The 23,005-nt window shown below is 65.4% G+C and carries 24 protein-coding genes; 5 read left to right on the top strand and 19 right to left on the bottom strand.

The annotated features are described in order from the left end of the window. From ACV17W_RS02850 to ACV17W_RS02835, 4 genes are all read right to left on the bottom strand, one after another. Positions 1–1,542, bottom strand: a complete 1,542-nt coding sequence (locus ACV17W_RS02850) for an ABC transporter substrate-binding protein (RefSeq protein ID WP_462594952.1) — start codon at positions 1,540–1,542, stop codon at positions 1–3. Between the two features lie 579 nt (positions 1,543–2,121). Next, positions 2,122–2,598 carry a DUF411 domain-containing protein gene (locus tag ACV17W_RS02845; RefSeq protein ID WP_462594951.1) on the bottom strand — a complete coding sequence of 159 codons (477 nt, stop codon included), beginning with the start codon at positions 2,596–2,598 and terminating at the stop codon, positions 2,122–2,124. A 76-nt stretch (positions 2,599–2,674) separates the two neighbouring features. Then, entirely contained in the window at positions 2,675–5,056 is a 2,382-nt protein-coding gene (locus ACV17W_RS02840) for a mechanosensitive ion channel domain-containing protein (protein ID WP_462594950.1), read from the bottom strand. 305 nt (positions 5,057–5,361) lie between these two features. After that, the gene (locus ACV17W_RS02835) at positions 5,362–6,090 is read right to left on the bottom strand and encodes a TerC family protein (protein ID WP_462594949.1); all 729 of its coding nucleotides are present in this window, start codon (positions 6,088–6,090) and stop codon (positions 5,362–5,364) included. 360 nt (positions 6,091–6,450) lie between these two features. On the opposite strand from ACV17W_RS02835, the gene ACV17W_RS02830 reads away from it, so the two are divergent. From ACV17W_RS02830 to ACV17W_RS02815, 4 genes are read left to right on the top strand one after another with little or no spacing between them, the layout of a single operon-like run. Beyond that, the gene (locus ACV17W_RS02830) at positions 6,451–7,623 is read left to right on the top strand and encodes a DUF3182 family protein (RefSeq protein WP_462594948.1); all 1,173 of its coding nucleotides are present in this window, start codon (positions 6,451–6,453) and stop codon (positions 7,621–7,623) included. Further along, on the top strand, positions 7,610–8,368 hold the full coding sequence (locus ACV17W_RS02825) for an alpha/beta hydrolase family protein (protein ID WP_462594947.1): 759 nt from the start codon (positions 7,610–7,612) through the stop codon (positions 8,366–8,368). Before ACV17W_RS02830 ends, ACV17W_RS02825 begins: the two co-directional genes overlap by 14 nt. A gap of 50 nt (positions 8,369–8,418) precedes the next feature. Then, entirely contained in the window at positions 8,419–8,955 is a 537-nt protein-coding gene (locus ACV17W_RS02820; RefSeq protein ID WP_462594946.1) for a CinA family protein, read from the top strand. Further along, a complete protein-coding gene (locus tag ACV17W_RS02815; RefSeq protein ID WP_462594945.1) occupies positions 8,952–9,137 on the top strand; it encodes a hypothetical protein in 186 nt (61 codons plus the stop codon). The genes ACV17W_RS02820 and ACV17W_RS02815 overlap by 4 nt, the downstream gene beginning before the upstream one ends. 51 nt (positions 9,138–9,188) lie before the next feature. Here the strand turns inward: ACV17W_RS02815 and ACV17W_RS02810 are convergent, their stop codons facing one another. Beyond that, a complete protein-coding gene (locus tag ACV17W_RS02810; RefSeq protein WP_462594944.1) occupies positions 9,189–9,734 on the bottom strand; it encodes a type 1 glutamine amidotransferase domain-containing protein in 546 nt (181 codons plus the stop codon). Between ACV17W_RS02810 and ACV17W_RS02805 the strand changes: the two genes are divergently transcribed. Then, complete coding sequence (locus tag ACV17W_RS02805; protein WP_462594943.1) at positions 9,733–10,797, top strand: DNA topoisomerase IB; 1,065 nt, start codon at positions 9,733–9,735, stop codon at positions 10,795–10,797. The two genes, ACV17W_RS02810 and ACV17W_RS02805, sit on opposite strands and share 2 nt — an antisense overlap. Before the next feature lie 134 nt (positions 10,798–10,931). Here the strand turns inward: ACV17W_RS02805 and ACV17W_RS02800 are convergent, their stop codons facing one another. From ACV17W_RS02800 to ACV17W_RS02735, 14 genes are all read right to left on the bottom strand, one after another. Beyond that, positions 10,932–11,297, bottom strand: coding sequence for a hypothetical protein (locus ACV17W_RS02800; RefSeq protein WP_462594942.1), 366 nt, complete (start codon positions 11,295–11,297; stop codon positions 10,932–10,934). Between the two features lie 10 nt (positions 11,298–11,307). Next, positions 11,308–11,913 (bottom strand): hypothetical protein, encoded by a 606-nt coding sequence (locus ACV17W_RS02795; protein ID WP_462596439.1) that lies wholly within the window; start codon positions 11,911–11,913, stop codon positions 11,308–11,310. Beyond that, complete coding sequence (locus ACV17W_RS02790) at positions 11,913–12,791, bottom strand: glycosyltransferase family 2 protein (protein ID WP_462594941.1); 879 nt, start codon at positions 12,789–12,791, stop codon at positions 11,913–11,915. The genes ACV17W_RS02795 and ACV17W_RS02790 overlap by 1 nt, the downstream gene beginning before the upstream one ends. Next, positions 12,788–13,483: a PIG-L deacetylase family protein gene (locus ACV17W_RS02785; protein WP_462594940.1), complete on the bottom strand. Its 696-nt coding sequence runs from the start codon at positions 13,481–13,483 to the stop codon at positions 12,788–12,790. Before ACV17W_RS02785 ends, ACV17W_RS02790 begins: the two co-directional genes overlap by 4 nt. Positions 13,484–13,494: 11 nt before the next feature. After that, positions 13,495–14,493, bottom strand: coding sequence for a UDP-glucuronic acid decarboxylase family protein (locus tag ACV17W_RS02780; protein WP_462594939.1), 999 nt, complete (start codon positions 14,491–14,493; stop codon positions 13,495–13,497). Continuing rightward, positions 14,490–15,461, bottom strand: a complete 972-nt coding sequence (locus tag ACV17W_RS02775; protein ID WP_462594938.1) for a glycosyltransferase — start codon at positions 15,459–15,461, stop codon at positions 14,490–14,492. The genes ACV17W_RS02780 and ACV17W_RS02775 overlap by 4 nt, the downstream gene beginning before the upstream one ends. Further along, complete coding sequence (locus tag ACV17W_RS02770; protein WP_462594937.1) at positions 15,448–16,518, bottom strand: glycosyltransferase family 9 protein; 1,071 nt, start codon at positions 16,516–16,518, stop codon at positions 15,448–15,450. Before ACV17W_RS02770 ends, ACV17W_RS02775 begins: the two co-directional genes overlap by 14 nt. After that, the gene (locus tag ACV17W_RS02765; protein ID WP_462594936.1) at positions 16,515–17,504 is read right to left on the bottom strand and encodes a glycosyltransferase family 2 protein; all 990 of its coding nucleotides are present in this window, start codon (positions 17,502–17,504) and stop codon (positions 16,515–16,517) included. The genes ACV17W_RS02770 and ACV17W_RS02765 overlap by 4 nt, the downstream gene beginning before the upstream one ends. Next, positions 17,501–19,237 carry a carbamoyltransferase family protein gene (locus tag ACV17W_RS02760; RefSeq protein ID WP_462594935.1) on the bottom strand — a complete coding sequence of 579 codons (1,737 nt, stop codon included), beginning with the start codon at positions 19,235–19,237 and terminating at the stop codon, positions 17,501–17,503. Before ACV17W_RS02760 ends, ACV17W_RS02765 begins: the two co-directional genes overlap by 4 nt. A 10-nt stretch (positions 19,238–19,247) precedes the next feature. Then, positions 19,248–20,363: a glycosyltransferase family 9 protein gene (locus tag ACV17W_RS02755; RefSeq protein WP_462594934.1), complete on the bottom strand. Its 1,116-nt coding sequence runs from the start codon at positions 20,361–20,363 to the stop codon at positions 19,248–19,250. Next, the gene (locus ACV17W_RS02750) at positions 20,360–20,947 is read right to left on the bottom strand and encodes a D-glycero-alpha-D-manno-heptose-1,7-bisphosphate 7-phosphatase (RefSeq protein ID WP_462594933.1); all 588 of its coding nucleotides are present in this window, start codon (positions 20,945–20,947) and stop codon (positions 20,360–20,362) included. Before ACV17W_RS02750 ends, ACV17W_RS02755 begins: the two co-directional genes overlap by 4 nt. Beyond that, on the bottom strand, positions 20,938–21,666 hold the full coding sequence (locus ACV17W_RS02745; protein ID WP_462594932.1) for an SDR family oxidoreductase: 729 nt from the start codon (positions 21,664–21,666) through the stop codon (positions 20,938–20,940). The genes ACV17W_RS02750 and ACV17W_RS02745 overlap by 10 nt, the downstream gene beginning before the upstream one ends. A gap of 70 nt (positions 21,667–21,736) precedes the next feature. Then, positions 21,737–22,165, bottom strand: coding sequence for a PRC-barrel domain-containing protein (locus ACV17W_RS02740; RefSeq protein ID WP_462594931.1), 429 nt, complete (start codon positions 22,163–22,165; stop codon positions 21,737–21,739). 27 nt (positions 22,166–22,192) lie between these two features. Further along, the gene (locus ACV17W_RS02735) at positions 22,193–22,924 is read right to left on the bottom strand and encodes a BON domain-containing protein (protein ID WP_462594930.1); all 732 of its coding nucleotides are present in this window, start codon (positions 22,922–22,924) and stop codon (positions 22,193–22,195) included. Between the last annotated feature and the right edge of the window lie 81 nt (positions 22,925–23,005).

Raw genomic sequence — 23,005 nt, 5'->3', positions numbered from 1 at the left:
CTATTTCCAGCGCGCGGCGTAGAAACGCGGCAGATCATCGAAATAGGCGCGCGAGTCCAACCTGTCGCTGAAGGCGTAGTACCGCACCAAGGTGAACATGGGCGCCCAATAGGCCTGCTCGGCAATCCGCTCTTGCGCCTTCTTGTAGTTTTCGAGACGGACCGAAGGGTCGACACTGGTATCGGCCACCTTCAGGGTCTTCTCTACTTCCGGATCTCGCGCCAGGTCGTCCGGGCCGCCCGCGAAGAAGTAGCTGGTGCTGGCCGACGCATCGCCCAGGCCGAAGGAACCCCAGCTCAGAAAGGCAAGACCGGCTTCCCCACTGCGCAGCAGCGGCCTCAGCGCGTTGTACTGCATGAATCGCAGGTTCGCCTTGATGCCCACCGCCCTCAGGTCATTGATGACCGCTTCGGCCAGTTCCCGTTCCCGATACGCGTAGATGTCGGTGGTGAATCCGTCCTTGTAGCCGGCTTCCGCCAGGAGCTGGCGCGCCTTCACCGGGTCGTAGGGATAGGACGCCACATCGGTATGGCACCCGAACTGTTTGGGATAGCAGGACGTGTTGAGCGCCTCGGAGGCCGGGCCAACCAGGTTCTTGGCGATCATCTCGCGATTGATGGCGTGATTCACGGCTCGCCGTACGCGGATGTCCTGGAATGGGTTCGACTTGAACTTGCCACTGGCGTCCATGCTGACGTAGCTGAATCGCTGGATGGGCGCCTGCACCACCTGGACCTGCTTCATGCGCTTGAGCCCTTCCGCTTTCTCGGGACGCAAGTCCCAGATCCAGTCGATATTTCCGCCCATGATCTCCACGATCTGGGCGTCGGGATCAATGATGGTGCGAAAGCTCAGGTTCTTGATAGTAGGCTTGCCCTTGCCTCCGCCAAAGTAGTTTTCGTTGGCCTGCAGCTCGATGGATTCGCCCGCGCGAACCTGCGTGATTTTGTACGGGCCGGTGCAATCTACCGGCACGCTCCCGTAGTCCTTCTTGCCGTTACGCGTAGGTGCGTTGTCGTAATGCCCGGCAGGCAAAATGGGCGTCGCGCTGGACAGATACTCCAGCGCCATCGGAAACGGGCGCTGCAGATGAATTCGAAGTTTTGTGGGGCTTTCCACTTCAACTGACTTGATCCAGTTGAAATGGCTGGCAGCAAGTACACCGCTATCGGCTGCGGCGATGTGTTCGAACGTGTACTTGACGTCGCTCGCCGAAAGTTTCTTGCCACTATGAAAGACCACGTCTTCCCGCAGTGTCATTTCGAGCGTCAGGTCATCGAGCCACTGGTATGCGCTGGCGACATGCGGGCCATACTGCCCGGTGTCGACATTCTTGTGCAGCAGTGAATCGCAAACCTCGTCGGTAAGAATCACTACCGCCCGGCTCATCGCGTAGTACGGGTCCGCCACAGAGACTTCCTGCTCCATTGCCCATACCAGGGTGTCCTGCTTGGCTGCCATCGATGCGCCGACCGTCAAAACCATGGCCAGCGCGCTGGTTACGCCGGCGAGGCACGCGCGCGCCTTTTGGTTTGCATTCATTGGGTACCCCTGTATTGTTAGTTGAAGTATTACAATGCAATGCGACAACTTCTTTGTGATACTGGAGACTAACGAAGCAGCGGCCCCTGTGCAAGCAGGGTAAACACCGACTGGCGGCGCTGCACAGGTTCAGTCCTCCCCCTCACGGCGCCGCGATCGGCAGCCGCACGCTGCCGCCGCCTGCGCGGGAAGTGACCATGCTTGGCGATGACTTTGAGGCCCTGGCGGCCAGGCTGCAGACAGCGCCGGACCGTTCTCACGCCCGAAGAAAGCCGGTCGGCGTCGCAGGCGATGCGATGGCCGGACGTTTCTGGAATTATTTTTGCGTCGCCGACCCAGGCGGGTTTGTGCGTCGGTCACCGAATCGCGGGCTGGCCGGCCAGTGCCGGGCCGGGTGCCCGGAGGTTCCCAAATGAAGCCAGGTATGCAAGGTGGCCGCCCTCGAGCGCACGCGCACGCACATGACGTTGCAGCGCCGCTTGGATCGCCCACTGGGGCTCGGCGCGTCGTCGCACGCCCCGGCAGACGGGCGCGGCTGGCGGAGTGCGGCGGCAGCCCTGGCGCGTCCCTCCCTGGGACTCAGCTATACGCCTGGAACACGCGGGTGAGCCCCCAGCGGCGCACCAGCAATACCTCGTAGGGGTGTTTCCGTCCTTCGTATTCGGGGCCGTCCATGCCCGGCGACCCCAGGGGCATGCCGGGAACGGCGAGACCGATCGCAGCGGGTCGTTCTCGCAGCAGGCGCTGTATGTCGCTGGCCGGCACGTGGCCTTCCAAGGCGTAACCCTCGACCAGGGCGCTGTGGCAAGAGGCGTACTCGTCGGGCATGTTGAGCCGGCGCCGTACCTGCGCGGTGTCGTCAACCTCTTGCACTTCGACCTCGAATCCGTATTCGTGCAAGTGGGCGATCCAGTCTTTGCAGCAACCGCAGCTTGGCGACTTCCATACCTGCACGCGCAAAGGCGCGGGGTTGGCCCAGGTCATCGCAGGCGAGAGCACGAGCCCGGCCAGCAGCCTGCGCCGCGTTGACTGGGAAACAGCATTCTTTGATGACATAGGATTCGCACTCTCAACTGACCTGCATCAGGTCTTCATCGTACGCCGGCCGGCGGCCGGCGTACTTGCACAATAATCAGGTGGCCGCCCTGGGATCGTCCGGTGTCTCCGGCTCTTCCACCACGCGGTCCAATTCATTGCCCAGCACATCTTCGCCCGCCGTGCCGGTTTCGCGGGACAGGCGCCGGCGTGTCTGGCCTGGCGCCCGCGCGCTGCCGTGCTCTTCGGGCCGGTCGGTCTGCATGAACACATTGGCTGCCGGCGCATAGCCGTTCTTGTCCTGTCCGAAATAGACCACGGTATGCGGGTATGGCAACTCGATGCCCGCGGCGTTGAAGTGCTTCTTCACCAATCGGTTGTATCCGCGTTGCACGGCCCATTGCATGCCCGGCGTGGTCTTGATCAGCACGCGTATGGTTACGCCTTTCTCGCTGAGCGCGGTGACGCCGGGAATGCTGATCTCCTCGAGCACTTCTGGCGCCAGCAATTCATCCTGCATCAGTTCGTCGAAGGCATGCCGCAGATGCTGGATGGCATCGTCGACACTTTCGCGATGAGCGATGGTGTACTCACCCAGATGGTAAGAAAAGTCGCGCATGTGGTTGGACACAACGTCGACGGATGAGAACGGAATCAGATGATAGCCCCCATCCAGCGTGCGGATTCCGACTGAGCGGATGGTGATTTTCTCGACCGTCCCGAAGATGCCGGCCACCTGCACCACATCGTTCTGGTTCATGCCGTTTTCCAACTGGATGAACACGCCGGTGATGATGTCTTGCACCAGTTTCTGCGATCCGAAGCCGATTGCCAGGCCCACCACCCCTGCCCCGGCGATCAGGGGTGCGATGTCGACGCCGATCTGGGACAAGACCACCAGGACCGTTAGCGTCACTATCACGATCAACGCGGCGTTGCGGAACAGCGCCAACAGCGTTCGTTCGCGTGCGGTCGGCACGCCCGTCCCTTCGCTCAAGCTGAGCCGGTGCTCGATGATGCTCGCGATCAGCGTCCAGGCAACCGCGGCAATCAGCAGGATGATCGCCACGTTGATCACCATGCGCACCGCCGCCGTGCCGGCATCTGACACCAGCCAGCTCGACAGATCGAACACACGCCACGCGTCCAGCACGAACAGCGCCACCACGATGCGTATGAGGATGCCCACGCCGCGCAGGGCGGCGGGCACATAGGCATTGACGCGGGCTTCGAGCATGGGCAGCTTGCTGCTTACGTCTTGCGGCAAGGTAATGCGGCGAGCGAGTGCACCGTGCAGCATGATGATCAACAGCGCCCCGGCCGCCAGCGCCAGCAGTGACTGGATGGTGGCCTGAACCATGAACGGCAGCGCGTGCTCGGTGTCCACCTGGCTGACCACCAGCAGCACGGTGAAATAGGCGATGGCCAGTACATGCCAGGTACGCGCCAGCAAGCGGAACCAGGTGCCGAACGTGGAAGAGGCCTGCGACGCCCGGCGTTCCAGACGTTGCCGCAGCGCCTGGCGGTTGCGCCAGATGGTACGCACCGCGTATAGGTACGCCGCCAGCATGATGATCAGGCCCAGGAGCTCACCGATGGACGTCGTGAGCAAGGATTTGGCCAAGGGCTCGGCCAGCAGTAGCCCGTAGCCGATTGCCGTCGCGATACGGCCCAGGCGGCTGTTCCAATAGCGCGCCAGGTCGTCTTCCATGGCGAACAGTCGCAGCATGGGATAGCGCGTGGCAAAGACACCACGGATGAACGCCTTGGCGAATTCCACAGCGATGAACGCGTACACGAACATCGATTGCGGCACGCTGATGATGCTCCTTGGGCTGGAGCTGTACAGGGCGACCACGTAGCCGGCCAAGCCGGCCAGCAACACAATGGCCAGGTCGATCGCCAGCGCGCCCAGCATGGCCGCCGCGCGTCGCATCATGACCGTCAGGGCGACATTTCGCCGCGCGCCGCCAGCGGCTACCGGCTGGCGCGCCACCCACCGGTCTATGCGGGCATAGGCGCGCGCGGCCACCGCCCGCAGCAACCAGAATGCCGCCAGGGTGCCTGCAGCGGCTATGGCCAGTCCGAGCAGCGCTTCGACGAGCGCGCTGCGTTGCGGCGGCGGCATTCCCCCGCGGGCCAAGGCCGCCAGTTCGTCCACCGCGCGGCCCGCATGGCTGGCCATGGCCGCCAGGAACAGCTGCGCGCTTTGCGCGACGCGCGCGGGCACGGATGGCGCGGCGGCGTTCGCAGGCACAGCGGCGTCCGGGCTCCCTGGGGCCGGGGCTTCGCTGCGCAAGCGCTCGATCAGTTGTTGCCGGGTGGCCGGATCGTCCAGCAGGTCCGCGAGGCGGGAAGGCGTCAGTTCAGACGCGCGGTCGTTCGAGGCGGCGGCATCCGGAGCGCTGGCGGACTGGGATTCGGCGGCGTCCGCCGCATGGCCCGCCGGGGCCAGGATGACAATCAAAAGCAGGAACAACGCGCAGCACGCTAGCCTGGCCCATGGACGGCCGACCACGCGCGCGGCAGTGCCGATTCGAGATACATGCCCAAGGGTCTGGTGTTGCGTGATTGCCGGGCCAAGTGGCGGCCTCCGTGCGAAGGCGGCCACTGATGCGCGGGCCGCGGCGACGCGGCTCTCCACTGCGGAGAGCCGCCGCCATGATAAAGCGCCGGGCGGCGGCTCGCCAAACCGCACCGAGCCGTTGCAGCCCGGCGCGCGCGCCGCGCCGGTGACGCAGCGATGAGGCTGGCCGCGCTGGCGGTCAGCCCGCCCGACAATCGTCAGGCGTCTTGCTGCGACACCGCCGGGGTAGCGGCTGCGGCCCTCTTGCGCGAGGCGATCCAGCGGCCCACGCCTACCACCAGCAGAGCGCCGGCGATTTCCGCGGCGATCTTCATGGCGCCCGACACTTCGCCGAAATGCTCGACGACCACGACGTCGGTGACCAGCATGCCGCCAGCGATCCAGCCCAGCAGTGCCGCGCCGAATGTGACCACCATCGGGAACCGGTCGATGAGCTTGAGGACCAGGGTGCTGCCCCAGATGATGATGGGCACACTGACCACCAGGCCGAAGATCACCAGGCCGAGCTGGTGCGACGGGTCAGCCATCTGTGCGGCGCCAGCGATGGCGATCACGTTGTCCAGGCTCATGACGAAGTCGGCTACGATAATCGTCTTGATGGCCGACCATATCGATGCGCCACCCTGAATATTCCCGTGTGCGTCTTCATCGGGAATCAGCAGTTTGATACCGACCCACAGCAGCAGCATAGCGCCGACGATCTTCAGGTAAGGAATGGTCAGCAGGGTCAGCGCGAACGCAATCAACAGGACGCGCAGGCCGATGGCCCCAGCAGTGCCCCACAGAATGCCCTGCATGCGCTGCTTGGCCGGCAGGTTGCGGCAGGCCAATGCAATGACTACAGCGTTATCGCCGCCGAGCAGGATGTCGATAAGAATGATCTGGAACACGGCGGCCCAGCTGAGGGTTTGCAAAAACTCAAGCATGCAATCTCCGAGGTTTGAATGAGGTAAGGCGGGGGTTTAGCTTTCTTACAAGAAGCTGAATATTAACCCGGCTTCGGGCGGGCGCGTAACGACCCCCGAAAGGACGCACTCGGCAACGCCTGGGCGCCGCCATGCCGCCCCGGTGATTCCTGTTTTTATCAATTTATTCAATGGCTTATATTTTTATCGGCTGGCCGGATGCCTAACGGGCCGGGGCTTTCCGCCCCCGGCACCGCGATCTGCGCATCGGATTGGAGTGGGCGCCGCCGGCGCCGTGGCTGAACGCTTGAGCCCCCTGCCTGGGCGGGCCGGGCACGGCGTATGCGTCGCGGCCTTCCCAGCCCAATATCGAGGCCTGCGATGCCCCTTCTGCCCGCGAACGGCGAGATGGCTCCCCCCGCAATGGTCGTGGCGTACCCCCGGCGATTGGGCGCTTCGACCCAAGACCGTGCCAGCCATCACGCCCTGACGAGCCGGCTCGCCGCACTTCTGGGAAGTCGGTGCGAGCTGGATTACGAGCCCGCGCGCCGTCCGCGCGGGATCAAAGGCCGCATCTACTACGTCCCCGCCATCACGCTCGGGTTGCCCGCCGCCGAACGGCTCGGCATCCATCACGAAACTGACCTGTATGGCGGCGTCGTGCCCTTCGAGTTTCTCGCGACCAAGGCGATCACACACCCGGCGCTCAAGGGCGCGCGCGCCGCGCCTCTGCCGGGCTGGCGCCACCAACTGGGTGCGCGCCTGAACGGATGCGTGCTGGCGGGATATACCGTCTTTTCGACTGAAGATGCCATGCATGCCGGTTCGTTGCTGTTGCGCGAGGGTGACGTGCGGATCAAGCCGGTTCTGGCGACCGCCGGAAGGGGCCAGATGACAATCCGGGACCCGGCTGAACTGCGCGAGGCGCTGCGAGGCGTCGATACGGCCGAGATGGCGCGATGTGGCCTGGTCCTCGAAGAACACCTTGACGAGGTCGTGACCTACAGCGTGGGCACGGTGAGCTTGCCCGGCCTGTGGGCCAGCTACGTAGGTACGCAGCGCCTGACGCCGGACAACCATGGTGAGCCGGTCTACGGCGGCTCGGACCTGTTCGTCGTGCGCGGCGGCTTCGAGGCGCTGGGCGCTCAGGATTGGCCAGACGCCATGCGCGTAGCCATCGAACTGGCGCGGCGGTACGACGCCGCAGTGTCGCAGTGCTACACGGATTTCTATGCCTCGCGCCGCAACTATGACGTTGCCGAAGGACTCGGCGCGGACGGCGGACTTCGCCGCGGCGTGCTGGAACAGTCGTGGAGAGCAGGCGGCGCCAGCATGGCCGAGATCTGCGCGCTCGAGGCATTCTGCGCCGATCCCGCTCTGGTACGGGTACAGGCCCGCACGACCGAGACCTATGGACGGGGCGGCGATCCGTCGGGCGGCGATCCGTCGGGCGGCGATCCGTCGGGCGGCGCCACGCTGATCTGCGACGCTGACGACCCGGTGGTGGGCCGCCTGCGGAAAACCGCCGGAATCATTCGATATGGCGACGCGTAAACAAGCCGTTTCAATAGAGGTGGAAGGCCAGGAACTGTCCGGCACATTCCTGGCCCCTGCGACCCAGATACCTGGAGTTCTGTTCATTCATGGCTGGGGTGGCAGCCAGGAGTTCGACTTGGTGCGCGCGCGCAGCATTGCGGGGCTGGGCTGCGTCTGCCTGACTTTCGACTTGCGCGGCCACGCTGCCACGGAAGAGCAGCGCACCCGGGTCTCGCGAGAAGACAGCTTGCGCGATGTGCTGTCGGCATATGACCGGCTGCTGAGCCATCCTTCCATTGACCGTGACGCCATTGCGGTGGTCGGCAGCAGCTATGGAGGCTACCTCGCCGCGATTCTGTCTGCCATGCGCTCTGTCCGGTGGCTCGCCCTGCATGTTCCTGCGCTTTACCGTGATGAAGAATGGGACAAGCCCAAGGGTGCGCTCAATCGCGCCAGCCTGGCGGCCTACCGCCAAAAGCGGGTCGGCCCCCGCGAGAATCGCGCCCTGGCGGCGTGCGAACGCTTTACCGGAGATGTGCTGATCGTCGAAGCGGAGCATGACACCTTCATTCCCCACTCCACCATCATGAATTATCGAACCGCCTTCCTGCGAGCCCATTCCCTGACCCATCGCATCGTCGATGGCGCCGACCACGCGTTGACTGACAAGGCGGCGCAGCGCGCCTACACGACCATCCTCCTGAACTGGGCGACCGAAATGATCGTCGGGGCGCGGGCGGGAGGCGAGCCGATCGACAGATGAGTGCCCGGGCACGCCATTTGCTCGGTGAGACGCATCCGGAGTCAGCAGATATGAACGAGATTGAACGCGTTGCCCGATACATGAAGGAACATTCGCTGGTGTTGGTGACGGCGGAATCGTGCACGGCCGGCCTGATTGCCGCCACGCTCGCGGACGTGCCGGGCGCCGGCAGCTTGCTGGACTGCGCCTACGTCACCTACGCGCCGGAAGCCAAGATGCGTTGCCTGGGCCTGGAAAAGTCGTTGCTGCAGCGCTGCAACCTCACCAGCGAGCCAGTGGCGCACGCCATGGCGCTGGGTGCGAGCCGCCTGAGCCCCGCCGCCGTGGCCATATCCAACACAGGAGTGTCCGACGCCACCGATGATGATATCGAACCAGGTACCCAATGTTATGCATGGCTGTTCCGTTCCGGGCCAGCCGATGCTCGACCCGTGATCTACACCGAAACACGCGTGTTCTCCGGCAGCCGCAACGCCATCCGCCAGGCAAGCGCCCGGTACGCGCTGTCACGCCTGCCGCATTACCACGGGGCATGGCAGGCCGGTGAGCCTCCTACCCCAGGCCTATCCACCGAGGAGCCAAAATGAACTCGACGAAGGAACCCGCTCAAAAGCCGGACCCTACCAACGATGACACGTCGCGCGACGAGCAGAAGAGCCACGGCGATCAACAAAACCGCACGAAGAAAGATGGCCATGCCAGCCAGGTGGGTACCGGCCAGGATCAACAGAGCCAGCGGCAGCGCGGCGGCGGCGCCCGCCGCGCTTGAACGGGCGCGAAGCCGGGGCAGGGTTCACCCGGACTCCCGGCTATGCGCTTTCTATCGATGCTCTTGAATTGCGCGCAGCATCTCGCGGTTGAAAGCGGGGATGTCGTCGGGCTTGCGGCTGCTCACCAGCGTGCCATCGACGACGACTTCCTCATCTACCCACTCGGCGCCGGCATTGCGAAGGTCGTCCTGCAGCGACGGCCAACTGGTCATCCTGCGGCCCTGCACCAGCCCTGCGGACGCAAGAATCCAGGCGCCATGGCAGATCACCGCGATGGGCTTGCCCTGCTCGGCCATGCCCCGCACGAAGTCGCGCGCGGCCGGATGCATGCGGATCTCGTCGGCGTTGACCACGCCGCCTGGCAACAGCACCGCGTCGAAGTCGTCGGGCCGGGCTTCGGCGAAGATCAGGTCTACGTCGAATTTATCGCCCGGCTCGGTGTGGTGCAGGCCCTGGACGGGATCGCGCCTGGCCGAGACAAGCGCCGTCCGGGCGCCTTGCCCCGTGAGCGCGTCGCGGGGTTTCGTCAGCTCGACTTGCTCAAAGCCATCTACCGCGAGGATCGCAACGTTGACGTCTTTTAAAGAACCTTCCATGTGCACCTCCGTGTCCACTGATTCGAGAGGCTATGGGCAGCAACCCCTGTACCCGGGCAATCCGGACAACGGGCTGGTGTATGTTGACGACCGCAGGCCGGGATACACCCGCAAGAAAACCCGCGCAGGAAAATTCTGCTACTACGATACGCGTGGGAAGCGCATCACCGATCCCACGGTGATCCGCCGCATCGACGCTCTGGCGATTCCTCCGGCGTATGCCGACGTATGGATATGCCCCTCCGCAAACGGCCACCTGCAGGCAACCGGCCGCGATGCGCGCGGGCGCAAGCAATACCGCTACCATCCGGATTGGACGGCGGTTCGCGATGCCAGCAAGTACGGCCACCTGCTCGAATTTGCCGCCGGCTTGCCCCGCATTCGGCGTCGCGTCGAACGCGATATGCAGTCGCGGGAGCTGTCTCAGGAAAAGGTGTTGGCCGTTCTGGTACGCCTGCTCGAAATCACTTTGATCAGGATAGGCACGAAAGAGTATGCGCGTGCGAACAAGTCGTATGGACTGACCACTCTGAAACGTCGGCATACAGCCGTGGCGGGCGATCGCCTGCGCCTGCGCTTCATAGGCAAGAGCGGTGTGCCACATGACGTCACCGTGACTGACGGCCGCATCGCGCGTACCGTGAAGCGCTGCATGGACCTGCCGGGCCAGCAACTGTTCCACTATCGCGATCCGGACGGCGAGGCCCGGCCGGTCAGCTCAGAAATGGTGAACGCTTATTTGAAAGAAGCGGGCGGAGGTGGCTTTACCGCAAAACACTATCGCACCTGGGCCGGCTCGGTCATGGCCTTCGCGCTGTTGCAGGAGCACCCGGCCGCCAGCGAGAGCCAGGCTCGCCGTATTGTGGCGCAGGTGGTGAAGCAGGTGGCCGGACGTCTCAGCAATACGCCGGCCGTCTGCCGCAACTGCTACATACACCCCGCCATTCTCGACGCCTATCTGCGGGGCGAGCTCCCGGCCCGCGGCGCCGCGCCGCTCACCCCTCGCGGGCTCAACGCCGACGAGCGACGCTTGTGGCACTTCCTGCAACCACACAAGCCGTGACCGAGCGCGCACGATGAATGGCGGGACAGCCATGGGCCGCCAGCCGGCGTGGCCTTCCCGAGACGCGAGCAACTGGCATCGCGGCCCAGGGCCGCCCATGGCGCCCCGTGCATTCTGGCGCCATCGTCGCCTCCTCAGAACAAATGCGAGCGCGCGTTCTTGGCGTTGGGCCTGGGCTTGGAACTGTCGGCCCAGTTCGATTCGTCGTCCGGATCGGCAGGCGGATCGCTGGCCTGCCCCGCTGCGTCCGGAGTGCCCGCATCCGGCTTGGCGGGTTGTCTTGGCACGTCGACCGGTGCGCTCGGCGCGTGCACCTTGCCCGACAAGGCGTCGGCAGACCGAGCGGCGTCGGCGTCCTGGCCGCGAGACGCGCGCTGCGGGCGGGCGGCCTCAGCCGTCGTACCCGCGCGCCCCGCTCCGTCTGCTGTCGCGTCATCGGCAGCCCGCCCCTCATCGGTGGCGGGAATGGTCTGACTATCAGGTGATCTGTTGGCTGTCATTGGGGCTCCTTCACGCCTGGGGGCTGCTGGTGGGCGCACGCGGGCTCAAGCCACCTGGTGCGCGCTGGGGCGGAGCGAGCGGGTCGAAATCCTGCCACTTGCCATTCATCCAGCGGCCGTTGGCGCGCTCGACATCGGTACCACCGGCTTCGCGCAGCATGGCCGCGACGCGCGCCTCCTGGTCCGGTTGCACGTGCAGTGCGAGCAGCACGCCAGCCTGACGCACCTCAGGGTGCTCTTTGGGTCCGGCGGGATGGCGGCGCCGTCCCCGGCCCGCCACCCATAGTGCTCCGCCCAGCGCGCCAACGTAGGCGCCTACGCCGCCCGCAGCGGTGACGGCGATGGCGGAGGGCTGGAACTGCCACGCCACCGCGCCGCAGACCAGTGCAAATACCACGCCCAGCGCCGCGGCGCCAAGCACTGCCCCGCCCGAGGCGCCCCGAGCGTCCGGATCGGCCTTGCGGTCGCCGCCCACCGGATAGCGGCCGTGCTCGCCGGCGATGCCCACGTAGAACGTGTGCATGTCTTCGTCGCGAAAGCCGGCTTCAAAAAGCCTGTGCGCGGCAGCCTCGGCGAGATCGAAGGTCTGGAACCGCGCTGCAACTATCAATGACATCATGGCCTCCTGCTGGGGTGTTGGCGTTCAGCACAGGCAAGCAATTCCTGTACCTGAGCCGACACGATCCGCCTGCGCGCCAGCACAGCGCGCAGCCCATGGCTCACATCTCGCGCCAACCGCAGTCGCGCCCGGCCCGACGCTTGCAGGCGAAACTCGCGCGCCGTCGTGCGCCACGCCATGGGCGCGGGCAGACGCAGCCATGCCGTCCACACCGCGTTTCGCGACAAGAGGCGCTGCCGGAGGCCGGCGTCGCGGGCTCGCGATGGCCAATGGCGGGTGCATACGGCGGGCGCATAGACAATGCGCCAGCCGCGTTCCAGCACATCGAGGGCCAGCAGGGCTTCCTCGCCCCCTATCATCAACGGTGGCCAATAGCCTCCCGCCGACCGAAATACATGGGTACGCATGACGCAGGCGCCTGCCATGAACCCCATCAGGCATGGCCCCACGCCGGGTTGCTCCGGCAACGGGCTTTCTTCCATGACGTTGCAGGCGGGGTCGGGCGTGCCCGCGCTCCCGACGAGAATACGGGCGTTGAGGATGCCCACTTCGGGCGATGCGTCGAGTATGCGCATGGCGGTCTGCAGCGCGCCCGGCTCCCAGCATGTGTCGTCGTCACAGAAGGCGACATATTCGGTGCCGGCCGCATGCACGCCCAGATTCCGTCCGGCTGCGCCCAGGTTCGCCGGCGCCCGCACCAACTGAACCTGAGGCATGAACTGCCGCACGGCCTCGGAGGTGCCATCGGAACTGGCGTTGTCGACGACGATGACCGGATAGCGCGCAGGTTGGTCCATCAGCCGGCGCAAGGTGCGCAGCAATTCGGCCCGGCGGTTGTACGTCAGCACCACGACCGACAGGCGCGCGCGACTCATGGTGTAGGCTGGCCCATGGTCAGGTGCCAATAGTGTTCCGGCGCCGCGTCATCGCCCTGCCCCGGGATCAGCCCGAGCGGCTCCAGCTGGCTGGCGTAAGCCGCAACCGCCCGGGTCTTGCGATCGCCGCGATACATCGGTCCGGCCACGGGCGTGGCGACGATACCCAGCGACGAGAACTCCAGAAGACGCTGTTGCACCAATCCAGGCCGGCGTCGGTACAAGGCTTCTTCATACATCAGCCAGGTGTTCGCCAAAGGTTGTTCGAACAGGCGCCAGACTGTCAGGGCGGCGTCCGACACACGCTTGTGATCTTGATGAAACAGCCCCATGGGCGCCAGCACTACCGAGGGATTCAGGGTCGTCAGCGCGCTGGCCAACATTCCCGTCAGGCGGCCCGGTTCAGCCTGCGGCCCGTCATATTGCTCGTCCAGCAGACCCAGTTCGAGTCCGCGCGCGCCGAGCACGGCCATTGCCGCGCTGTTCTCGGCCTGGCGAACCATCACGGCCTGGTCGGCCCGCTGGAAACCGCAGCGGCGGTCCCAATCCGGCAGGGGCGTCGAGCTGGGCGGCACTCCGGAATAAACCGTCAGGACGGTACTGCCGGGACACGCCGCCAGCCACTCGCCGCAGCTGAGTACCGCGTCATCAAAGTGCGGCGAGATCACCACCGCATTACCGGAAAATTGCATCTGTGCTCCTTCTACTGCGCAGCAACGGCGGCGGCCGCAGCCTCGGGCAAGAAAGGCCGTCGCCGGAAGTAATCGATGGTGCGCTCGAGACCGGTGGCCAATGTCGTGGATGGTTCCCAGCCCAGGCGTTGACGGGCCAGCGTGATATCCGGGCATCGTTGCATGGGGTCATCCTGCGGCAATTCGCTGAACTGCAGTGGCGCACGGCTGCCAGTCAGCTCGCGCACCAGCTCCGCCATGCCCCGCACGGTGATCTCCGTCGGATTTCCCAGGTTCACGGGCTGGCTCAGTTCAGCGGGGCTTTCCATCAGCCGTACGAGCGCGTCCACCAGATCGTCTACATAGCAGAATGACCGCGTCTGCCCGCCGTCTCCATAAATCGTCAGCGCCTTCCCGGCCAATGCCTGCACGATGAAGTTAGAGACGACGCGCCCATCGTCTGCGGCCATGTTGGGCCCATACGTGTTGAAAATGCGCGCGATCTTTACCGTGACGCCACGGCGGTGGCCGTACTCGGTGAACAGGGTTTCGGCGCAACGCTTGCCTTCGTCGTAGCAAGACCGAGGACCCACGGGATTGACGTGGCCCCAGTACGCCTCGCGCTGCGGGTGCTCGAGGGGGTCGCCGTAAACCTCGCTGGTCGAGGCCTGCAGTATGCGCGCGCCGGTACGCACTGCCAGGTCCAGCAGCTGGATCGATCCCTGCAAGCAGGTGCGCAGGGTGGCGACCGGGTCCGCCTGGTAATGCACCGGCGACGCCGGGCAGGCCAGGTTGTAAATGCGGTCGACGCGGATATCGGCCGGCAAGGCAAGCGAGATATCCTGGCGCAGCACCGTCAGCCCCGGGTGGGCTGCAAGGCCAGAAAGATTCTCCGCTCGACCGGTATAGAAATTGTCGACGCAGAGCACGTCCCAGCCGTCCAGCAGCAGACGTCGGCACAGGTGCGAGCCCAGAAAACCCGCGCCGCCTGCCACCAGGGCCCGTCGCGCCGTGGTCGTGCCGTCTTTCATGATGTCTCCGTCAGCGTGGCGAACACGCGATTCCAGTCGTCGGTGAACCGGGCCAGCGCAAACCGGCGCAATGCGGTACGACGCGCTTCCTGGCCCCATGTGCGGGCCAGGTCCGGTTCGGACAGCAACTGCCGCGCCACCTCATGCAGTCGCTCGGGCCGGCTGTCCACGTACCCGTCATGGCCGCTGGTAATGACGCAGGGCAACTCCGTCGCCGCGAAGCCGACCACCGGCAGGCCGCAGAGCATGGCCTCTACCAGGGACAGGCCAAGGCTGGCGTAGCGCACCGGGCTGAAAAAAAACCGGTAACGCGCAATGAACGGCGCGACCTCCATGTTTGGCACCTCGCCCAGGCCCCCTGCTTCTTCCGAACCCATGCCGATCAGATCCAGTGGCAGTCTGGCAGCCGCCTGTGCATACAGGTCGGCTCCCACCCTCCGGCCGCGGCGAGCCAGGTGATTGATCACGACAATGCCTCGCGCCAGGTCGCCGCGATACAGCGGGCCGGGATCCGGAAGGCCGTGCTCGACCACCTGATGCGGCATGCCTGCGGCATCCCACATCACCGCATTGTGGTGGGTCACGTGGACCAGCAGGCCGCGATCATGTCGGAAGGGATGGACCGTTTCGGCGGCCAGCGGCGCTGGCGGATTGTGCTCGATATAGGCGCACGGCAGCCTTCTTTGCGCCTGCGTCAGCAGCTGGGGGGCGTCCGCCAGATTGGGCCCCGACTGGTAGATGACCAGATCGAATTCCAGGTTGCGCACGTGCCTGGCCTCCACGGCGTGCACATTCGGGCCCCATGGGATCTTGCGGCCCAACGGACCGTACCCCGGGCGGCCGTCGTCTTTCTGAGGGACATAAAAGTCGTGTGGCGCGTGTGTCAGCGCGTACAGGTAATTGCCGTGCACGTGCCATACAAGGATGCGCAGGCGCCGCGCTCCTGCGGCCTGATCAGGTCGCAACATGATGGGGCTCTTCGAGATGACGCTGCACGCGTGAGATCACGGCTTCTGCCGACACCCCCAGCGCGCAGGGATGGCCGATGGGGCAGATCTCGTGACTGCAGGGCCTGCAAGGCAGATTGACGGCCATGACGCTGTGGCGCCGGCTGTCCAGCGGCGCCCACCGCCGTACGTCGCTGCCAGAGGCGATCACCACGCTCGGCGTGCGCATCGCTGCCGCCACGTGCGACATTCCGGTGTCGTTGCAGACCACCAGGCGACTGCGTCGCACCAGTGCCGCCAGCTCGCCCAGCGTCGTGCGCCCGCATAGGTTCGAGGCGCGCATGCCACTATCGCGCCATGCTGCGGCGACCAGTGCTGCCTCGTCCGCAGTGCCGGTCAGCGCAATCTGCCAGCCTTGCGCGGCCAGTGCGTTGGCGACCTCCGCGAATCGGGCTACGGGCCAACGCCGAGATGGCAGCCTGGCGCCGACATGCATCACGAGCGTCCGCTGCGGGTCCAGGTTTTCCTGCCGCTGCAGCCGCGCCGCGCCGGCCTCCTCCTGCTGGGTGACGGGAAGTTCCAGGCTGGAGTCGATCGCCGGGAGTCCAAGGAAGCGCAACAACGACAGGTACCGGAGCGGCTCGGGCATGCGATCCGGCCAGGGCATGCGGCTGCCCGGCACTGCCTCGGCCGGCGTGGGCACGAAGCCCGCCCATTGACGCGTACCCAGGCACCGAACGATATCATTCGAATGTTTTCCACTGCCGTGCATCTGCAGCGCCACATCGAAACGCCTCGCGTGAGCCTGCGCGTAAAACGCGGGCAGCGCCTGTTCGCGCGCCGCCTGCTCAGGGAAGTTCGCCGTTCCGGGGAACTCGAGCAACTCATCGATGTACCGGTCGAAACGCCGGACAAAATCGCGCGCGTTCGGCAGGCCCACGAGAGTGATGTGCGCCGCCGGGAAAGCCTGGCGCAGGGCGCGCAGCGCCGGCACGGCGCAAAGCATGTCACCCAACTGCAAGGCGCGGAATACCGCGATGCGCGGCGTTGCGCTGCTGGACGGCCCGGTTATCTTCATGGGAATCGCAATCCGAAGCGGCTCATGCCGACCAGTCGCCATGAGATGGAAAGAATGGGAATGAACACCGAGGTGAGTGCCAGATCGGCCAGATGAACAGGTCGATGCGATACGCCGCGAGCGCGGCTCAAGAAAAAATAAATCGTCATGCCCAGCCACACGGTCGCGAAGGCGGCCGCGGCCTGGCGGTGGCCGGCGACCCCAGCCGATACGGCTGCGACGAGCGACAATACGCCGGACAGATAGAACCAGGGAGGCCCGCGCCGGATGCGGCTGCGGTACATCTGGGGGTACTTGCTGTACAGCAGCACGTCGAACATCACCTTCTTCTGCATGCCCAGGCCGGCGGCGAATGCGGCGGGCCGCACGGGATGCAACACCCGCGCATGAGGCGTGCGCACAATGACCATACCGTGTTCCAGCAAGGCGAAATACAGATCCGAATCCTCGCGCCACGCCATGGTGTAGCGCGTGTCGAACCCTCCCACCGCTTCGAGCGCGGCTCGCCGTACAAAGCAATTCGCCGTGATGAACTCTGCACGAGTCAGGCCGGCGGCGTCGCGTTCATAATCGGTGGGCACATCGGGAATCGGCATTTCGGTGGCGCCCGCTGCGGCATGTACGCCGGGCCGAAGGGCAAGCATGCCCTGCCAGAGCCAGTCGGCCGCGGGAATCGTATCGTCGTCGGTAAAGGCGATTATTCCCGCTTGCGCGGCACGCCATCCGAGATTGCGCGCCGCGGCCGGCCCCTGCGTATCCTTGGCCGCCAGGTAGCGCACCCGCGGCCCCTGCCCCTCGGGCGCGTCGAAGGCCATCACCTGCGCGCGCGTGGCGTCCTCGGCGCCGTCGTCGCACACAATGATCTCGAACGAACGCCCCGGAAAGTCCTGCGCGACCAACGCCTGCAGACAACGTTGCAGCAAATCGCGGCGCCCGCGGGTCGGTACGACCACGGACATCAACACCGATGGCCCGGTGGTCATCATCGCGGCTTCTCCAGCAGATACGATCCGATCACCAGGGCGTCCAGCGGCGACGTCCAGAAGCATTCGATCGCGTCGCGGGGCGTGCACACCACAGGTTCGCCGCGCGTATTGAACGAGGTGTTCACCAATACCGGCACGCCGGTGCGCCGCTCGAAGGCGGCGAGCAGGTCGTAATAGCGTTCATTCTGGTCGCGCCGCACCGTCTGGACCCGGGCCGTTCCGTCGATGTGACGCACGGCTGGAATCTGCGTCGCACGGTGCTGCAATACGTCATACACGAACAGCATGAACGGCGCGCATAAAGGATTCTCGCCACGCGCGTCGAACCATTCGGGCGCCTTTTCCTGCATCACGACGGGCGCCACCGGGCGGAAATCCTCCCGGTCTTTCAGTTCGTTCAACCGCGCCTGCATGGCGTTATTCAGCGGAGACGCCAGGATGGAACGCGCGCCCAGGGCGCGCGGTCCGAATTCCATCCGTCCCTGGAACCACCCCAGTATCTTTTCTTGGGCGAGCAGTTCGGCGGCTTCTTCGGCCACATTGTCGAGCTTGCGGAACGACAGGCGCGAGCGTTCCAGAAACCGTTCGATCTTATCGTCGTCATAGGCGGGGCCCAGGTAGGCATGCTCCATGACCCAGCGGCGGGCGTTACCCCGGCGTTGCTGGTCCACATACAAGGCTGCCCCCAGCGACGTGCCGGAATCTCCGGCGGCGGGTTGCACCCACACCCCGTCGAAAGGACCGTCCCGGCTGATGCGCGCGTTCATGACACAGTTCAACGCCACGCCACCGGCCATCGAGAGATGGCTGGCCCCGGATTCGCGATGCAGCCATCGCGCCATGTGCAGCGCGGCTTCCTCCAGCACGTACTGCAGCGTGCTGGCCAGATTCTTGTGGTGGTCGTCGAAGGGCTCGCCCCGGCGGCGTGCGGGGCCGAATCGTTCCGCGAGCCGGGCAGGTTCAATGCGATACCCACCTGCCTCGTCCAGACGGACGATCTCTCTCATCTGAGGCAGGAACTCGGGCTCTCCGTAGGAAGCGAGCGCCATCACCTTGTACTCGTCCGACGAGTGCAGGAAGCCCAGATAGCGCGTCATATCCTCATAGAGCAAGCCCAGGGAATGCGGCAGTTCAATCTGTTTCAGCCGGGTGTACTTGCCGTCGCGGTACACGCCATAGCTCGTGCTCGCACGCTCGCCGCGGCCATCCAGGGTCAGCACTGCCGTCTCGTCGAAGGGGGACGCCAGGAATGCGCTCGCCTCATGGCTCAAGTGATGGTCCAGATACATCCAGCGAGACAGGATGTCGTCCAGCGAGAGGCCCTCGAAACGCGCCTTCAGATGATGGGGCGCGCCATCCAGCAGTTGGCGTGGCGCATTCTGCACGTACGACGTGAAGAGCGGATCCCAGGGAGAGCCCTCATAAGCGCGGTCGGTGGAGCGGGACGGTTCGAGGGGCAGAACGATCTGGCCGTCATGCTGCGGCGGGTCGGGCAAAAGCGCAGGGTCGAAGGCATAAACAATGTGGTCGACATCACGCAGGACGATGTCCGCCTCGGCCAGGCAGTAATCAATGGCGTGGTACGGCAACTGCCAGGTAGAAAACGGCACAGGCCGCTTGCCATGCTTGATGCGCGTGAAGCGCTCTTCTTCGGCCGCCGCCAGCACAACGCCGTCGCGCACCAGGGCCGCGGAACAATCATGAAAAGCGGCATTGATTCCCAGGGTGTACATCGGATTTCCTTTAGATTTCCTCACTGCACGCCGCGGCACCCGGCAGCAGCGCAGGGACACCCGAGGCAAGCAATTCGCGGGCCGCGGCCGCCACGCGCTCCGGCTCGACCCTTGCCAGGCAGGCGTGGTGGCCCTCCGGACATACGCTGCGGTAGCAGTATTTGCAGGGCACGTCGTGATAAAGCAGCTTGTGTCGCACCTGCCAGGGGGTGTGCTGTGGGTTGGTCAGGGCGTACAGGTCGACCACCGGCACCCCCAGAGCCGCAGCGATGTGCGCGGGGCCGCTGTTGTTGCACACCAGCACCGCCGCGCTTTCGATGGCCGCGGCAAGTTCGCCCAGCGCGAGTTCTCCGCTGAGATCGATCAACCCAGGCACCCGCGGATGCTGCGCCGCCAGCGCGCCATTCAGGCCGCGCTCGGCCTCGGTGCCAAGAACGACGATCCTGCGGCCTTCATGGCGCATCGCGGCTATCGATCGGGCGTACAGCTCAAGCGGGTAGCGCCGGGAAGCCGCGCTGGCACCCGGATGCACGGCTATCCACCCCCCCTCATCGTCCACCCCGGCCGCTTTCAGGCGCGCTCGCAGTCTCTCGCGATCGACACGCCGTACCTGCCAGCGCATCGCCGTATCCGGCGCGCGCGCGCCGACCGTCGCTACGAGGTCCAGCTGACGCTGGACCTCGTGACGCACGCCCTGCTCGGGTTCCTGCTCGCGGATCCAGTCGGTGAGCAAGCGGTACGGGTTTTCACGGCTGTGGGCCAGAACGCGAGGTATGCCGGCCAAGTGGCACAGCAGCGCCGCGGGAAGCGCGCTCTGGCTGTACACCGTGAAAATCACCGCGGCATCGAAGCCTCGCGACCGCAGTTGTTGCACTGCGTCGAGGTCTTGCCGGTTGCCCGTCGAATCGTTCTTTACCCAGGCGGCGTCGTAACGGAGCACCTCATCGACGTCCGGCAGGAACTCCGCCGCGGCCGCCCCGGAAGAGCTGGCCAACAGCGTCAGGCTGGGCCGTCCGGGTAACGCTTTCAACGCCCGCAACGCCGGGGTCGTCATGATGACGTCACCGAGATTGTCGAGCCGCACGCACAGGATGCGGCGCGCACGGGTCCACCCGGCGGCGCTCATGCCGCCTCCCGTGCGCTGCGCCGCCCCGGCTCCAGCACCAGGCGTGCGGCAGCGGCGAGGTTCGCGGCTCGCGCGGTCGGCGTGCGCCAGGGGCCGCGCTGCCATAGCGTCTCGTTGCCCACGTCCAGCAACAGGGTGCTGCAGCCCGCCCGATTGCCCGCCTCGACGTCGTCGAGAATATCCCCGATGAACCAGGAACGCCCCAGGTCGATTCCGCGCTCACTGGCAGCCTGCACAAGCAGACCTGGCATGGGCTTGCGGCACGCACACGTGCATGAGTATCGTGCCACCCTGCCCGCCGGGTGGTGCGGACACCAATAGAATCCGCTCATCGTCGCCCCGGCCGTGACGAACATTTCGCGCAGGCGTTGCTCCACGGCGCCCAGCGCATGGGGCTCGAAGTAGCCGAGCGCCACCCCCGGCTGATTGCTGATCACCACCAGCGGCCATCCGGATGCGGCAAGCATCCTTAGGCCCGCCAGCGCACCCTCTGCGAATCGCATCCGCGACGGATCGACGTTATACGGCACGTCGGCCAGCAAGGTGCCATCCTTGTCGAGAAAGATTGCGGGCGTCAGGGCCACGAGGTTTCCTTCATGGGCAGAACCATGACTTCTGGAACCACCGTCTCGTCGGGCTGAGTCAGCACGAAGCGCACGGCGCGGGCGACGTTTTCGGGGTCTTGCAGGCAGCTCGCGTCGATGTCGGGAAAGCGTTCCAGCAGGAACGGAGTGCGCATGCCCCCCGCGATCACCGCGCTGACCTTCAGACCCATGCCGCGCAGTTCGGCGTGCAGGGCGTGGGACAAGCCCATGAGGCCCCACTTCGAGGCGTGATAAGCGCTGGCGTTGGGCCACGCGCGGCGGGCAGCCGTCGACGCAATGTTCACGATATGGCCGCGCGGCGCCAGGCGGTTCTTGGCCAACTTGGCCAACAGAAATGGACCAGTGAGATTGGTGCGCAGCACGCGCTCCCAGTCCCTCACCTCGAGGTCGTCGATCGAAGCCGTGACGTCGATTCCTGCGTTGTTGATGACGGCATCGAGCTTGCCGTAGCGTTCGATGGCCATGTCCAGTGCCGCGGCCACCTGTGTTGCGTCGCCCACGTCCATCGTCACGGCGCTCGCCAGCGCCCCGCTGTCGGCGATCCGCTGGGCGGCTTCACGCGCACGCCCCTCATGCAGGTCGGCCACCACGACGCTCGCGCCCTCTTCGCCCAGCATCTTGCATATCGCCGTGCCCAACCCGCTGCCGCCGCCCGTCACTAACACGACGCGGCCCGCCAGACTTTCGTTTTCCCTCATCACGCTTCTCCGTGTATCAATGAAAATTGCGGGCGCAGGGCGCCCGCCACTCTGCTCGGCGACTGCAGCGTTACCAGTACGGAGGTTGGTCGTAATATTCGTAGAGTTCCTGGGCCCATTGCCGGTCGCCCATGCTGGGCCAGTGGTCCTTGTCGAAGCCCTGCGCGTTCTTCAGCCTGTCCTTGGCAACGTCCAGTACAAAGCATTTGCGATCGGTGTCCAGCACCAGGGCGCTCCAGGGCACGGCGTAAAGCTTGTCGCCGACGCCCAGTACCCCCCCATGCGAGAGCACGGCGTAGGCCACGCGCCCGTGCGGTACGTCGAGCATGATGTGCTGGATCGTTCCCAGCTTTTCATTGGCGGTGTTGAACACGTCGTTGCCCGTCAGCGTGTCCGCTGCCATGACCTCCGGGCCTGGGCCGTCGGCCGTTGCGCGCCCCTTGCCGATGATACGGGTTTCGCTGGACTGGGGGCTCTGCCCCCCGGTGTTGCTGTTCATGTCAGCTCCTTCGAGTGGCGAGGCCACTCATTGCATGCGCGTGTTGTCAGGATGACTGGTGCCGCCGACACGGACCTGGTTCTGGATATCCTTCACACCCAGGCAGTCATCCACGCAATCTTCGATGGCATGTTTCACGCGGCGGCTGGGCACAGTGCCTTCGAGGGTCACCGTGCCGTCGCTCACTTGCACGGATACGTCACTGACGTCCAAACCGCTGTGGCTCAGGCGTTCGCAGACGTCCTCGCGTATACGGTCATCCGAGCGCACATATCCCTTGGGCGAAATGCGCTGGGAGCGTTGCAACGCGGTATCGTTCGCGCCGCGATAGCGGTCTTCCCCCCAGCGCTGTCCGGAGTGGCCATGGCGCTCATCGGAGCGCTCGTCGCCGTAGTGAAACTGCTGGCGCTGGTGGCGCGTGTCCTCGCCACGAAACCCGCCGTAGCTGCTCTGGCCGGGATCGGCGCTGCGGCTGCGCAGGTTTTCGTTGGGGCCGGTCTCCCGCGTGCCCGGGTACTGGCCACCCTGCTCGTATTGCGGGCCTCGATAATTGGGGTTGCCCCCGCCTACCGAATCCTCCGGGCGTTCGCCGTACTGGCGGCCGTACGACGGTTCGTCGCCGCCCCAGCGCCCGCTTTGCCGGGTGTAATGTTCACGGCGGTATCGACGGGCGTCGTCGCTTTCCCCGCCCCAGTCGTCGCGGCCTCGATTTTCCTCGTCCGCGTCATAACGTTGCGTAGGCCTGTTGGAATGTTGCATGGCTCGTCTCCCTGCGTGATATCGTCGGCACGGCGGAGGATCCATCCCTGCCGGAACCTACAGGGCAAGCAATCACTGTGC

Source organism: Bordetella sp. MIP270_01_BMS (assembly GCF_054958705.1).
The sequence above is the reverse complement of the archived record's forward strand: the minus strand, read 5'-3'. Positions and strand labels throughout refer to the sequence as shown.

What these genes read in the sequence shown, in the direction of transcription:
- ACV17W_RS02800 (WP_462594942.1), bottom strand. Translation starts at nt 11,297, where the DNA reads ATGACAGCCAACAGATCACCTGATAGTCAGACCATTCCCGCCACCGAT.
- ACV17W_RS02805 (WP_462594943.1), top strand. Translation starts at nt 9,733, where the DNA reads ATGTGCACCTCCGTGTCCACTGATTCGAGAGGCTATGGGCAGCAACCC.
- ACV17W_RS02740 (WP_462594931.1), bottom strand. Translation starts at nt 22,165, where the DNA reads ATGAACAGCAACACCGGGGGGCAGAGCCCCCAGTCCAGCGAAACCCGT.
- ACV17W_RS02785 (WP_462594940.1), bottom strand. Translation starts at nt 13,483, where the DNA reads ATGCAATTTTCCGGTAATGCGGTGGTGATCTCGCCGCACTTTGATGAC.
- ACV17W_RS02765 (WP_462594936.1), bottom strand. Translation starts at nt 17,504, where the DNA reads ATGATGACCACCGGGCCATCGGTGTTGATGTCCGTGGTCGTACCGACC.
- ACV17W_RS02795 (WP_462596439.1), bottom strand. Translation starts at nt 11,913, where the DNA reads ATGTCATTGATAGTTGCAGCGCGGTTCCAGACCTTCGATCTCGCCGAG.
- ACV17W_RS02815 (WP_462594945.1), top strand. Translation starts at nt 8,952, where the DNA reads ATGAACTCGACGAAGGAACCCGCTCAAAAGCCGGACCCTACCAACGAT.
- ACV17W_RS02755 (WP_462594934.1), bottom strand. Translation starts at nt 20,363, where the DNA reads ATGAGCGCCGCCGGGTGGACCCGTGCGCGCCGCATCCTGTGCGTGCGG.
- ACV17W_RS02735 (WP_462594930.1), bottom strand. Translation starts at nt 22,924, where the DNA reads ATGCAACATTCCAACAGGCCTACGCAACGTTATGACGCGGACGAGGAA.
- ACV17W_RS02825 (WP_462594947.1), top strand. Translation starts at nt 7,610, where the DNA reads ATGGCGACGCGTAAACAAGCCGTTTCAATAGAGGTGGAAGGCCAGGAA.
- ACV17W_RS02790 (WP_462594941.1), bottom strand. Translation starts at nt 12,791, where the DNA reads ATGAGTCGCGCGCGCCTGTCGGTCGTGGTGCTGACGTACAACCGCCGG.
- ACV17W_RS02760 (WP_462594935.1), bottom strand. Translation starts at nt 19,237, where the DNA reads ATGTACACCCTGGGAATCAATGCCGCTTTTCATGATTGTTCCGCGGCC.
- ACV17W_RS02850 (WP_462594952.1), bottom strand. Translation starts at nt 1,542, where the DNA reads ATGAATGCAAACCAAAAGGCGCGCGCGTGCCTCGCCGGCGTAACCAGC.
- ACV17W_RS02775 (WP_462594938.1), bottom strand. Translation starts at nt 15,461, where the DNA reads ATGTTGCGACCTGATCAGGCCGCAGGAGCGCGGCGCCTGCGCATCCTT.
- ACV17W_RS02835 (WP_462594949.1), bottom strand. Translation starts at nt 6,090, where the DNA reads ATGCTTGAGTTTTTGCAAACCCTCAGCTGGGCCGCCGTGTTCCAGATC.
- ACV17W_RS02745 (WP_462594932.1), bottom strand. Translation starts at nt 21,666, where the DNA reads ATGAGGGAAAACGAAAGTCTGGCGGGCCGCGTCGTGTTAGTGACGGGC.
- ACV17W_RS02845 (WP_462594951.1), bottom strand. Translation starts at nt 2,598, where the DNA reads ATGTCATCAAAGAATGCTGTTTCCCAGTCAACGCGGCGCAGGCTGCTG.
- ACV17W_RS02770 (WP_462594937.1), bottom strand. Translation starts at nt 16,518, where the DNA reads ATGAAGATAACCGGGCCGTCCAGCAGCGCAACGCCGCGCATCGCGGTA.
- ACV17W_RS02780 (WP_462594939.1), bottom strand. Translation starts at nt 14,493, where the DNA reads ATGAAAGACGGCACGACCACGGCGCGACGGGCCCTGGTGGCAGGCGGC.
- ACV17W_RS02820 (WP_462594946.1), top strand. Translation starts at nt 8,419, where the DNA reads ATGAACGAGATTGAACGCGTTGCCCGATACATGAAGGAACATTCGCTG.
- ACV17W_RS02810 (WP_462594944.1), bottom strand. Translation starts at nt 9,734, where the DNA reads ATGGAAGGTTCTTTAAAAGACGTCAACGTTGCGATCCTCGCGGTAGAT.
- ACV17W_RS02830 (WP_462594948.1), top strand. Translation starts at nt 6,451, where the DNA reads ATGCCCCTTCTGCCCGCGAACGGCGAGATGGCTCCCCCCGCAATGGTC.